The 11,889-nt window shown below is 72.7% G+C and carries 12 protein-coding genes; 7 read left to right on the top strand and 5 right to left on the bottom strand.

What is annotated here, in order from left to right:
• The first annotated feature begins 13 nt into the window (after window positions 1-13).
• From ACQZ2A_RS16420 to pstB, 5 genes are all read left to right on the top strand, one after another.
• Window positions 14-958 carry an NUDIX hydrolase gene (locus ACQZ2A_RS16420; RefSeq protein ID WP_430213317.1) on the top strand — a complete coding sequence of 315 codons (945 nt, stop codon included), beginning with the start codon at window positions 14-16 and terminating at the stop codon, window positions 956-958.
• 272 nt (window positions 959-1,230) lie between these two features.
• Window positions 1,231-2,355 carry a phosphate ABC transporter substrate-binding protein PstS gene (gene pstS / locus ACQZ2A_RS16415; RefSeq protein ID WP_430213315.1) on the top strand — a complete coding sequence of 375 codons (1,125 nt, stop codon included), beginning with the start codon at window positions 1,231-1,233 and terminating at the stop codon, window positions 2,353-2,355.
• A 119-nt stretch (window positions 2,356-2,474) separates the two neighbouring features.
• Complete coding sequence (pstC, locus tag ACQZ2A_RS16410) at window positions 2,475-3,491, top strand: phosphate ABC transporter permease subunit PstC (RefSeq protein WP_430213314.1); 1,017 nt, start codon at window positions 2,475-2,477, stop codon at window positions 3,489-3,491.
• The gene (gene pstA / locus ACQZ2A_RS16405; RefSeq protein WP_430213312.1) at window positions 3,488-4,414 is read left to right on the top strand and encodes a phosphate ABC transporter permease PstA; all 927 of its coding nucleotides are present in this window, start codon (window positions 3,488-3,490) and stop codon (window positions 4,412-4,414) included. Before pstC ends, pstA begins: the two co-directional genes overlap by 4 nt.
• Window positions 4,415-4,476: 62 nt before the next feature.
• The gene (gene pstB / locus ACQZ2A_RS16400) at window positions 4,477-5,253 is read left to right on the top strand and encodes a phosphate ABC transporter ATP-binding protein PstB (protein ID WP_430213310.1); all 777 of its coding nucleotides are present in this window, start codon (window positions 4,477-4,479) and stop codon (window positions 5,251-5,253) included.
• A gap of 36 nt (window positions 5,254-5,289) precedes the next feature.
• Here the strand turns inward: pstB and ACQZ2A_RS16395 are convergent, their stop codons facing one another.
• The 5 genes from ACQZ2A_RS16395 to ACQZ2A_RS16375 form a co-directional block, all read right to left on the bottom strand.
• Window positions 5,290-6,324, bottom strand: coding sequence for a hypothetical protein (locus ACQZ2A_RS16395; protein WP_430213308.1), 1,035 nt, complete (start codon window positions 6,322-6,324; stop codon window positions 5,290-5,292).
• 183 nt (window positions 6,325-6,507) lie between these two features.
• Window positions 6,508-7,503: an inorganic phosphate transporter gene (locus ACQZ2A_RS16390; protein ID WP_430213306.1), complete on the bottom strand. Its 996-nt coding sequence runs from the start codon at window positions 7,501-7,503 to the stop codon at window positions 6,508-6,510.
• Between the two features lie 6 nt (window positions 7,504-7,509).
• A complete protein-coding gene (locus ACQZ2A_RS16385) occupies window positions 7,510-8,133 on the bottom strand; it encodes a DUF47 domain-containing protein (RefSeq protein ID WP_430213304.1) in 624 nt (207 codons plus the stop codon).
• A gap of 96 nt (window positions 8,134-8,229) precedes the next feature.
• Entirely contained in the window at window positions 8,230-8,421 is a 192-nt protein-coding gene (locus ACQZ2A_RS16380) for a hypothetical protein (protein WP_430213303.1), read from the bottom strand.
• A 268-nt stretch (window positions 8,422-8,689) separates the two neighbouring features.
• Window positions 8,690-9,334 carry a hypothetical protein gene (locus tag ACQZ2A_RS16375; protein WP_430213301.1) on the bottom strand — a complete coding sequence of 215 codons (645 nt, stop codon included), beginning with the start codon at window positions 9,332-9,334 and terminating at the stop codon, window positions 8,690-8,692.
• Window positions 9,335-9,476: 142 nt separating this feature from the next.
• Between ACQZ2A_RS16375 and ACQZ2A_RS16370 the strand changes: the two genes are divergently transcribed.
• Entirely contained in the window at window positions 9,477-10,646 is a 1,170-nt protein-coding gene (locus tag ACQZ2A_RS16370) for a YihY/virulence factor BrkB family protein (protein ID WP_430213299.1), read from the top strand.
• A 106-nt stretch (window positions 10,647-10,752) separates the two neighbouring features.
• Window positions 10,753-11,856, top strand: a complete 1,104-nt coding sequence (locus tag ACQZ2A_RS16365) for a serine/threonine-protein kinase (RefSeq protein WP_430213297.1) — start codon at window positions 10,753-10,755, stop codon at window positions 11,854-11,856.
• The last annotated feature ends 33 nt before the right edge of the window (window positions 11,857-11,889 follow it).

Below are 11,889 nucleotides of genomic sequence, written 5' to 3'. Positions count from 1 at the left end.
CGGCCGGGCCACCGTGCCGACGACGATCCCGGCCGCCGGGACCCTCCCGTGGCGGGTGCGCGAGCACGGCCTCGAGGTCGCCCTCGTCCACCGCCCGCGCTACGACGACTGGTCGTGGGCCAAGGGCAAGCTCGACCCGGGCGAGGAGTGGGCGCCGGCCGCCGCCCGCGAGACCCTCGAGGAGACCGGGCTGCGGGTGCGGCTCGGGGTGCCGCTGCCCGAGGCCCGCTACACGCTCCTCGACAAGGACGGCCGCCCCGGCGACAAGGTCGTGCGGTACTGGGCCGCGTCGGTGACCGGTGGTGACGGGCGCCTGGTCAACGAGATCGACGACGTGGCGTGGCTGGACCCCCGCATCGCCCACGACCGGCTCGACTACGCCCGCGACCGCGAGCAGCTGCGAGCCCTCGTCCGCCACCACCAGGCCGGCACCCTCGACACCTGGCCGCTGGTGGTCGTGCGGCACGCCCACGCCGTCGCCCGCGGGTCGTGGGAGGGCGAGCTCGACACGCTGCGGCCGCTGGACCGCACCGGCCGCGAGCGCGCCGCCGGGCTGGTCGGGGTGCTGGAGGCGTACGGACCGGAGCGGGTCGTCTCGTCACCCTCGCTGCGCTGCGTCGACACCGTCGTGCCCTTCGCCGCCGCGTCCGGGATGAAGGTGCGCACGCGGAACGGGCTGTCCGAGGAGGGATTCGCCGACGACCCGGCCAAGGCGGTGCGCCGGCTCCAGAAGATCGTCGAGCAGGCGCGCCCCACGGTGCTGTGCTCCCACGGGCCGGTGCTCCCGGCGCTCGTCGAGGTCCTGGTCGGGCTGGCCGGCGCGAGCGAGGACGAGCAGGTCGCCCGGCTGCGGGACGCGGGGCGCGAGAAGCTCGTCAAGGGCGAGGCGCTGGTCTGCCACCTCGCCGGGGCCGGGGCCTCGGCGCGCGTCGTCGCCGTCGAGCGCCACCTCCCCTGACCCGGCGGGCGACGACAACTGACGAATGTGTCAGTTCTCGTCGCCCCAGCCTTGGGTCTCGGCGACCACAGCTGACGAATGTGTCAGTTCTCGTCGCCCCTGCCCTGGGCCGCGGCACCGGCGGCTGACCGTCCCGTCGACGAGTGCTCGGGTGACGTTCACGCGGCGTTCACCCGTGACGGGCCACCACGTCATCCGGCGTCCCTACCGTCCGGAGCGTCGGTCACCGATGACCGGCGCCCAGACTCCCTTGACCTCCGAGAGGTACACCTGTGAAGACCCTCCGCTTCGGCCAGATCGCGAGCATCGCCCTGGTCGGCTCCATCGCCCTCGCGGGCTGCGGTACGGACAACAACGCGGCTGCGGGGACCACCGCGGGCAGCGGTTCGAGCGGTTCCGCCGCCGCCGCGGACTGCTTCGACGGCACCCTGAACGCCGAGGGCTCCTCCGCCCAGAAGAACGCCTTCGACGAGGCCGCCGCCTCCTTCAAGGCCGCCTGCTCCGGCGCCCAGGTCAACTACAACCCGACCGGCTCGGGCGCGGGCATCAAGCAGATGATCGCCGGCCAGGTCGACTTCGCGGGCTCCGACTCGGCGCTGAAGACCGAGGAGAAGGACGGCGTGGTCGAGGCCGACGCCGCCGCCGAGACCTGCGGCTCCCCCGCCTGGAACCTCCCCATGGTCACCGGCCCGATCGCGATCGCGTTCAACGTCCAGGGCGTCGACTCGCTCACCCTGACGCCGGCCGTCGCCGCCGACATCTTCAACGGCAGGATCACGACCTGGAACGACCCGAAGATCGCCGCGGTCAACCCCGGCGTCACCCTCCCGTCGACCGCGATCAAGGTCTTCTTCCGCTCCGACGAGTCGGGCACCACCGAGAACTTCACCAAGTACCTCGCGGCCGCCTCCGACGGTGGCTGGACCGCCGAGCCGGCGAAGAAGTGGACCGGCAAGGGCGAGGGCAAGGAGAAGTCGGCCGGTGTCGCCGAGGGCGTGAAGTCCACCGACGGCGGCATCACCTACGTCGAGTGGAGCTACGCCAAGGACAACGACCTCGGCGTCGCGAAGGTCGACAACGGCGGCGGTGCCGTCGAGCTGACCGGTGAGACCGTCGGCAAGGCCGTCGAGGCCGCCCAGCCCGACGGCGAGGGCAACGACCTGCGCCTCAAGCTCGACTACGCGACCAAGGAGGCCGGCGCCTACCCGATCCTCCTCGTCACCTACGAGGTCGTCTGCTCCAAGAACAAGGACGCCGAGAAGGGCAAGAACATCAAGTCCTTCCTCAAGCACTTCGCCTCCGCCGACGTCCAGAAGAGCCTCGAGGAGATCGGCTACGCCCCGCTCCCGAGCTCGGTCCAGACCAAGGTCGAGGCCGCCATCGAGGCGCTGTCCTGACCACCCGGGAGCAGCGGCCCCGGCCGCTGACCTGACCGCGAGGGGGCGGACCGCGACCCGGTCCGCCCCCTCGGCACGGCCACCGACCGACCCCGACGACAGGAACGACGAGGACCCTCGTGACGACCTCCATCACCGGCCACTCGGCCAGCGACGAGCTACCCGGCCCGGACGGCCGGGCCCCCCTCCACGGCGACGGTGCCGGCACCGGCCGGATGGGCGACCGGCTCTTCGGCGGGGCCGCGACGGCCTCCGGGATCCTCGTCATCGCCCTCGTGACCCTCGTCGGGGTCTTCCTCGTCGCCCAGGCCATCCCGGCCCTCCAGGCGAACCAGGCGAGCTTCCTCACCTCGCGCGAGTGGTCGACCGCCGGCGCGGACCCGCGCTTCGGCATCGTGGACCTGCTGTGGGCCACGGTCGTCACCTCGATCATCGCGATGGCCATCGCCGTGCCGCTGGGGGTCGCCATCGCCCTCTTCATCACGCAGTACGCGCCGGCCTGGCTCTCCCGGCCCGCCGCGGCGACCATCGACCTGCTCGCCGCCGTCCCCTCGATCGTCTTCGGCTTCTGGGGGCTGACCATCGCGGGGCAGTACTTCGAGCCGTTCGCGAAGGTCGTCGACGGCGCCCTCAGGTGGCTCCCCTTCTTCTCCTACGACGGGACGCCCAGCGCGAAGAGCACGCTCGCCTTCGCCGGCGTCATCCTCGCGATCATGGTGCTGCCGATCGTCACCGCCATCTCGCGCGAGGTGTTCGCGCAGGTGCCCACGCCCCACAAGGAGGGCGCGCTGGCGCTCGGGGCGACGCAGTGGGAGATGATCCGCACCGCCGTCCTGCCCTTCGGCAAGCCGGGCGTCATCAGCGCCGCGATGCTCGGCCTCGGGCGCGCGCTCGGCGAGACGCTCGCGGTGACCATCCTCCTGTCGGCCCTCAACGACGGGTCGGCGTTCTCGTCCTCGATCTTCAACGGCGGCGCGACGTTCGCCTCGAAGATCGCCCTCGGGATCCAGGAGGCGAACACCGCGACGAGCACCGGCGCCCTCATCGCCGCCGGACTCGTCCTCTTCGTCCTGACCTTCGTCGTCAACGCGATCGCCCGCATCGTCATCGAGCGCAGGAAGGCCTTCTCCGAATGAGCACCATCGAGCTCGAGACGAGCACCCGCGGCAGCGGGCCGGCCACCGGTCCCCCGGAGGACCTCGGCGGCAAGTCCGGCTCACGGGCGGTGCGGGACAACCTCGCTCGCGTCGTGATGTGGACGGCGTTCGCGCTCGGCGTCATCCCCCTGGCGTGGATCCTCGTGTCGACCATCCTCAAGGGCGGCTCGATGCTGCTCGAGTCGCAGTGGTGGACCAACTCGCAGTCCGGCATCACCGACCGCCGCGTCGGCGGCGGAGCGGTGCACGCCATCCAGGGCACGCTCATCCAGGCCGCGGTGACCGCCGCGATCTCGGTGCCCATCGGCATCATGACCGCCATCTACCTCGTCGAGTACGGCCGCGGCCGGCTGGCGCGGGCGGTCTCGTTCATGGTCGACATCCTCACCGGCATCCCGTCCATCGTGGCCGCCCTCTTCGTCTACGCCCTGTGGGTCTCGACGTTCGGCTTCCAGCGGGTGGCCTTCGCCGTGTGCCTCGCCCTCGTCCTGCTGATGATCCCGACGATCGTGCGCTCGACCGAGGAGATGCTCAAGCTCGTGCCGAACGAGCTGCGCGAGGCCTCGTACGCGCTCGGGGTGCCGAAGTGGAAGACGATCTTCAAGGTCGTCCTCCCGACCGCGTTCTCGGGCATCGTCACCGGCGTGCTGCTCGGCGTCGCCCGGGTCATGGGCGAGACGGCGCCGCTGCTCGTGCTCGGCCCGTACACGCCCGTCATCGTCACCGACCTCTTCGCCACGAACATGGCGACCCTGCCGACGATGATCAACCAGAGCCGCAGCGAGAACCTCCAGCCGGCGCTGGACCGGGTCTGGGGCGCCGCGCTCACCCTCATCCTCCTGATCTTCCTGCTCAACCTGCTGGGCCGCTTCATCGGGCGCTTCAGCAAGGTCAAGAGCTGAACCCCCTCTCCCCCAGCCGAACCCGCGACCACCCCCACCGGGACGAAAGAGACACCGACACCATGGCCAAGCGCATCGACGTCAAGGACCTCGACATCTACTACGGCGACTTCAAGGCCGTCGAGGGCGTGACGATGACCGTGGAGCCCCGCTCCGTCACCGCCTTCATCGGCCCGTCCGGCTGCGGCAAGTCGACCGTGCTGCGGACGCTGAACCGGATGCACGAGGTGATCCCCGGCGGTCGCGTGCACGGGTCGGTGATGCTCGACGACCAGGACCTCTACGCCTCCTCGATGGACCCGGTGGCGGTGCGGCGGACGGTTGGCATGGTGTTCCAGCGTCCGAACCCGTTCCCCACCATGTCGATCCGCGACAACGTGGCGGCCGGGCTGCGGCTCAACGGGATCAAGAAGAAGTCGGTGCTCGACGACGTCGTCGAGAAGTCGCTCCGGGGCGCCAACCTCTGGACCGAGGTCAAGGACCGGCTCGACAAGCCGGGGGCGGGACTGTCCGGCGGCCAGCAGCAGCGCCTGTGCATCGCCCGGGCCATCGCGGTCAACCCGCAGGTGCTGCTCATGGACGAGCCGTGCTCGGCGCTCGACCCGATCTCGACGCTGGCCATCGAGGACCTCGTCAACGACCTGAAGTCCGAGTACACGATCGTCATCGTCACGCACAACATGCAGCAGGCGGCACGGGTCTCGGACCAGACGGCGTTCTTCAACCTCAAGGCGACGGGTGAGCCGGGGCGCCTCGTCGAGGTCGGCGACACCCAGCGCATCTTCTCCAACCCCACCGAGAAGGCGACCGAGGACTACATCAGCGGCCGCTTCGGCTGACCCCCAATCCACCCGACTTATTGCCCAGAACCCACCTCACGAGGCCCACCGGCGGCCCGTCCAGGTGGGTTCTGCGCAATCAGTGAGGTCGCGGTAGCAGCACGAGCACACCAGCCGCCCCCGGAACAGCTCCGGGCGGGCCCGCGCCGCAGCGGCCCGCCAACGCACCTCCAAGCGGTCGTCCCCGCTCAGCGCATCCGAGGTGTCCCAGCGCACCACCTCCAGCCCGAGGTCGCGGATGCGGCTCTCCCGCACGCCCTGCGCGACCACGCGGCGGGCAGCGAGCTCGTCCAGCGGCTCCCCGGTCGGCGCGTCGGCGAGGTACTTGCCCCGGCCGTCGGCCTCCCCGATGACGCCCTGCTCGGCCCACGCGACATCGGTGCGCCCGACGAAGTGGCCCCGCTCGTCGAGGACCACGACCTGGGGAACACCGGCTGGCAGGCCCTGCCGGTGGAAGGACCACGCGCTGACGGACTCCAGCCACGACTCCCGACGCCCGTCGGCGAGGGCGAGGATGTCGTCGGCCACCGCGATGCCGGGCCATCGCCGCTCGTGCTCGCGCATCGCGCGAAGCCCCGCCGTGGTGACGACGCCACGGCGTAGAGCACCGTCGACGACGGCCAGCGCGTCCGCGGCCGGGAGCTCGCGGAGGCAGTCGACGGCCGTCCTCGCCGGGACCAGGTGCGGCGTCCCGCCGCGGATCCAGACGTGGGCCGGCGGGGTCCGTCCACGGTGGAACTGCCGCCAGGCGTCGTCCCGTGAGGTGCGGGAGTCGTCGAGCAGCGTCATCGTCGCTCGCTGCGGTGGCGTCGGCGGCATGGGCAGCCCCAGCAGCGCCGCCGCGCTGGCGTGGCTGACGATCGCGTCCGGGGTGGCGCGAGCGGCGGTGCGGGCGAGGGCGAGGTGCCGTTCCCACGGACGCAGCACCTCCCAGACCGGCGCCGGCGCGTAGAGCCCGGGCGCGACGCGGGTGAGCTCGCCGCGTCCCAGGGCTCCGTCGATCCGGCGCTCGGTCCATCCGGAGGCGAGTCCCTCGGCCCGGGTGAACGGCGGCGGTGGCGTGGGGTCCATCGACCCACGGTCGACGTCGACGGGCCCTGCGTCGAGGGGGGTGGGGCGTCCTGTGGACGGCTGCGGCCGTGCACCCACCCTGTGGACGACGCCGAGACCGACGTATTGCCCAGAACCCACGCCGACGGGGCGAATTTCGGCCCTTCGACGTGGGTTCTGGGCAATAAGTCGGGTGCCGGGGGGTCAGGTGAAGGGGGAGAGGACGAGGTAGACGAGGGCGGCGGCCAGGCCGGCGCCGGGGAAGGTCAGCACCCACGCCACGACGATCGAGCGCGCCACGCCCCACCGCACCGCCTTGGCCGACCGGGTCGACCCCACCCCGGTGATGGCCGCCGTGATCGCGTGCGTCGTGGAGATCGGTGCGCCGGTCATCGTGGCCACCCACAGCACCGACGCCGCCGCCGCCTCGGCCGCGAAGCCCTGCGGCGGGTCGAGGTGGATGATGCCGCGCCCCAGCGTCCGCATGATGCGCCACCCGCCCGCGTACGTCCCGGCCGACAGCACGACCGCCGACAGCGCGATGACCCACCACGGGATCGACCCGTCCGCCGCCGACCGGTGCCCGCCCGCGACGAGCGCCAGCGCCACGACGCCGGCCGTCTTCGACGCGTCCTGCATCCCGTGCCCGAAGGCCATCGCGGCCGCGGACACGGTCTGCGCGTACCGGAACCCGCGCACCGCCGGCCCCGGCCGCGCCCGCCGGAACAGCCAGAGGATGAGCGTCATCACCCCGAAGCCGCCCACCAGCCCGACCACCGGTGACACGATCATCGGGATGGCGACCTTGTCGATCACGCTGTCCCACTTGACGGTTGCCCCCGCAGCGAGCGCCGCCCCACCGAGCCCGCCGATGAGCGCGTGCGTCGACGACGACGGCAGCCCCCGCCACCACGTCAGCAGGTTCCACCCCGTCGCCCCGACCAGCGCACCCACGCACAGCACGATGCCCGTCGCCCCCGCCGGCACGGACACGATGTCCCCGCCGATGGTCTCGGCCACCCGCACCCCGACGAAGCCGCCGAGCAGGTTCATCACGGCCGCCAGCCCGAGCGCGATGCGCGGCGTCAGCGCCCGCGTCGACACCGACGTGGCGATGGCGTTCGCGGCGTCGTGGAAGCCGTTCGTGTACGTGAAGCCCATCGCCAGGACGACGACGAGCGCGGCGGGCAGCCACTCCACGACCGGTCAGGACTCCCGGACGGCGATCGCCTCGACGGTCAGCGCGACGTGCTCGAAGCCGTTCGCCGTCGCCTCGAGCGCGTCGATGATGTCCTTGTGCTTCATCACCGTGATGGCATCGGCCTTCTTGGCGTTGAAGAGCTCGGCGAGCATCCGGCGGTACTGCTTGTTCGCCCGGTTCTCGAGCCGGTTGATCTCCACCCAGTAGGCGCCCATCTCCTTCATCGAGCGCAGCCGCGGCATGGCGTCGTGGGTGAGGTCGGCCATCCGTGAGATGACCTCGACCTGCTTGGCGACCCGCGGCAGCACCTCGTCGACCTGATACAGGACGATGAGGTCGACGGCGGCCTCCATCAGGTCGACGCACTGGTCGAGGGCGACGGCGAGCGCGTGGATGTCGGCGCGGTCGAACGGCGTGACGAACGAGCCGGCGACCTTGCGGACGATCGCGTGCGTCGCGTCGTCGGCCGCGGCCTCGATCTCGTGCATCCGCGACAGGATCGCCTCGCGCTCAGCGGCTTCCGCGCCGAGGAGCGCCGTCAGCGCCCCGGCCCCCTCGACCAGCTGCTGCGCGGACGCGGCGAACAGGTCGTAGAAGGTGGGGTCCTGGGGGGTGAGGCGAAAGCCCACGATGCGCACTCCGGGAGGTCGGCCTGGTCTGGGTACAGGCTAGGGCCCCGCCGGGTGCGGCACGCACGGGACCCGGCATCCGGCGTCCCGTCGTCCTCAGCCGTCGGACGGCTCCACCGGGGTCGCGGCGGCCGGCTCGTCCCCGTCGTCGTCCTCGACCCCGAGGATCTCGTCGATGCGCTCCTGCGTCATCGGGCCGTCGGACTCGCTGGCCTCGAGGACGAGCGCGCCGACGAGGTCGATCTCGCGCTGGAGATCGGCGTCCGTGAGCGACGGGTCCTCGGGCATGGACCCCACCGTAGGGCCGGGGTCTGGGAGGACGCCGGATGTCCACAGGGAGTTTTCCGCCGCGTGGAAGGACGGTGGCGGGTGCCGGACCGGGAGCGCCTCACGGCGCGTGGCCGCTCGTAGCGGCTGATGTTGGGACCCGGGGCTGCCGCGGTCCGGCACCCACGGAAGACCCTAACGCGAACCTCCCCCGAGGGTGTTCCCGACAGCGGATGTTCCTCGCGCCGCAGGCCGTCCCCGCAGGTCAGGGCCCCGTCGCCGGCGACGCTCAGTCGAGGTCGCCGGAGCGCCAGAGGTTGGCGCAGGCGCGCAGGTCCTCCCCGGTCGCCAGCAGGGCGGCGCCGGTGCGGGTGAGGTCGGTGGCGCCGGAGGGGTCGAGGACGTCGCTGTCGTGGGCGAGCTCGGCGCGGCCCGCGGCGATGACGGCGCAGAACGCGGCCGCCCGCTCGAGCGCGACGGCGAGGTCGCCGTCGAAGACGCCGGCCAGGATCTGGTCGGCGACCCGCTGCAGCTCCTCGGGCAGAGGCGGCTCGGCGATGCCGGCCACGGCGTGGGCGACATCGGTGAACCTGATGCCCGAGCCGTACTCGCGGCTGGCCTGCTCGGGGCTGCGGCGCACCCACTCGCGCAGCGCGTACAGCCGCCACAGCGCCCCCGGCAGCGAGCGCGCGGGCCGGGCGGCCCACAGGTCGGCGACGGTCGAGAGCCCGAGGTCGTCGACGAGGCCGACGAGGCGCGAGGTGACCTCGGGGTCGTGCGCCGAGCGGCCGGCCCCGACGAGGATGGCGGCGGTCTGGTGGGCGACCTCGGTGGTCTCGGCCGGCCCGGGCAGGGTGCCACCGTGCGCCTCGAGCGCGTCCGGCCCGAAGCGCACGGGTCGGCGCGGCAGGGGCCGTCCTCCGTCGCTGCTCACCCCGGCAGTCTCGCAGGTGGTGCCCGCGCCCGCGGGTCCCCGGGTCCACGCGACCCTCACCTGCGCGGATGCTCCCGCACCGGGCTAGGTTGGGTCGGACCGGGGAGGCCGCTGCCGCCCCACCGCCCACCGTGAGGACGTCATGAGCACCGAGGGAGCCACCGCGGAGCGCACCCGCCGCGCACCGACGGCCGCGCGCTCCGGCCGCGCCTCGGCGGGGTCGGGTGGCGGCAAGGCCGACTCGCCCACCGAGGTCAGCCCCCGCGGGTGGCGCACCACGGCGACCTCCGCCTTCGCCGAGTTCCAGCGCGACCAGTGCACCGACCTCGCCGCGGCGCTCACCTACTACTCGGTGCTCGCGGTCTTCCCGGCGATCCTCGCGCTCGTCTCGCTGCTCGGCGTCTTCGGGCAGGGCGAGTCCACCACTCAGGCGCTCCTCGACGTCGTGCGGCAGCTCGGTCAGGGCGACGCCGCCGACCAGCTCGAGGACCCCATCCGCTCGATGGTCGGCGCCAGCGGCGCCGGGTTCGCCCTCGTCCTCGGCATCGGCACGGCGCTGTTCTCCGCCTCCGGCTACGTCGGCGCCTTCGGCCGGGCGATGAACCGCGTCTACCAGGTGCCCGAGGGCCGCCCGGTCTGGAAGCTGCGCCCGCAGCAGGTGCTCATCACCCTCGGGCTCGTCCTCATGGCCGCCGTCGTGCTCGTCGGCCTCGTGGTCAGCGGCCCGATCTCGACGGTCGTCGGGGAGCGCATCGGGCTGGAGGCCGCCACGGTCACCGTCTTCGACGTCGCCAAGTGGCCGGTGATGCTCGGCGTGGTCGTCGTGATGGTCGCCGTCCTCTACTACTGGACGCCCAACGTGCGCCAGCCGCGATTCCGCTGGGTCTCGGTCGGGGCGGCCGTGGCCATCGGCGTGTGGCTCGTCGCCTCGGTCGGCTTCGGCTTCTACGTGACGACCTTCGGCTCGTACGCCAAGACGTACGGCTCGCTCGCCGGCATCGTCGTCTTCCTCCTCTGGCTGTGGATCACGAACCTCGCGCTGCTCTTCGGCGCCGAGGTCGACGCCCAGCTCGAGCGGGTCCGTGAGCTCGAGGCCGGCATCAAGGCCGAGCACACCCTCCAGCTGCCGCTCAAGGACTCCTCGGGGGCCGACAAGGCGCAGGAGAAGTACGACGACCGGGTCCGCGAGGGCCGGCGGATGCGTCGCCGCGCCGGCGAGCCGGCGCCTGCTCCCGAGCGGTCGGGGAGCGGCCACGACGTCGTCCTCGAGCCCCTCCCGTCGCAGGCGTCCCGCGCCCACCGCGGCCGCTGACCCGGCCATCCGGGCAGGTTTCGACAAACTTTCGACATCGCAGGTCAGGTCCGGCATGTCAGGGCTCCGGCGGCGGGTAGCATCGCGGCGTGCGAACGGGACAGCGGTGAACCGCCTCGAGCAGGGCTACCTGCTCGGGGAGCGCTACCTGCTCGGGTCCCGCATCGCCTCCGGCGGCATGGGCGACGTGTGGCAGGCCGAGGACCGCACCCTCGGGCGCACGGTCGCCGTCAAGGTCCTGCGACCGAGCATCGAAGGTGAACCGCTGTTCGCCCGCCGCTTCCGCGCCGAGGCCCTCTACACCGCGGCCCTGTCGCACCCGAACATCGCGACGGTCTACGACTACGGCGAGGAGGGCACCCTCGCCTACCTCGTGATGGAGCTCGTCGAGGGCGAGCCCCTCTCCGCCCTCGTGCGCCGCGAGGGGGCCCAGACCACCGAGAAGGTGCGCTCCGTCCTCACCCAGGCGGCCCTGGCGCTCGGCGCCGCCCACGAGGCGGGGGTCGTGCACCGTGACGTCAAGCCGGCGAACATCCTCGTCCGCGACGACGGCGTCGTGAAGCTCACGGACTTCGGCATCGCCCGGGCCCTCGACGGCAGCGGCCACACCCTCACCGGTGAGGTCCTCGGCACGCCCCACTACCTGTCCCCCGAGCAGGCCCTCGGCGAGCCGGCCACCGGCGCCAGCGACCTCTACGCCCTCGGGGTCGTCGCCCACGAGATGCTCACCGGCAAGCGGCCGTTCGACAAGAACACCCCGGTGGCGACGGCCCTGGCCCAGGTCAACGACCCGCCTCCGCCGCTGCCCGACCACGTCACCGGGTCGCTCCGCTCGGTCATCGAGCAGTGCCTGGCCAAGCGCGCCGAGGACCGCCCGGCGAGCGCCCGCGAGCTCGGCGAGCGGCTGGGCCTGCCCGATGCCCACCCGGGCCGCGCGCCGGCCGCGCTGGAGGTCGTGGGCGCCGCTCTCCTGCGCGAGCAGCCGGACGAGTCGGTCATCGCCGGGCAGCGTTCTCCCGCAGCCACTCCGGTCTCCGACGAGCCCCACACGCCGTCGGCACCGTTGACCTTGCCCCGCCGTCTCCGGAGGGCCGAGCGAGGGCACGCGCGCCGCGAGGCCGCCACCCGTCACGTGCACTGGGCCTGGGTCCCGACCGTCGGCCTGCTGACCGCGCTCGCCACCGCCCTCACCCTGGGGCTCGTCCGCTGAGCCGGGGTCGTCGCCGGGTGCCCTTGGTCCACC

The sequence above is a fragment of the Phycicoccus avicenniae genome, from assembly GCF_050496545.1.
GTDB classification, from domain to species: Bacteria; Actinomycetota; Actinomycetes; order Actinomycetales; family Dermatophilaceae; genus Phycicoccus; species Phycicoccus avicenniae_A.
Note: the sequence above shows the minus strand (reverse complement) of the source record. Positions and strands in the feature narration are given on the sequence as shown.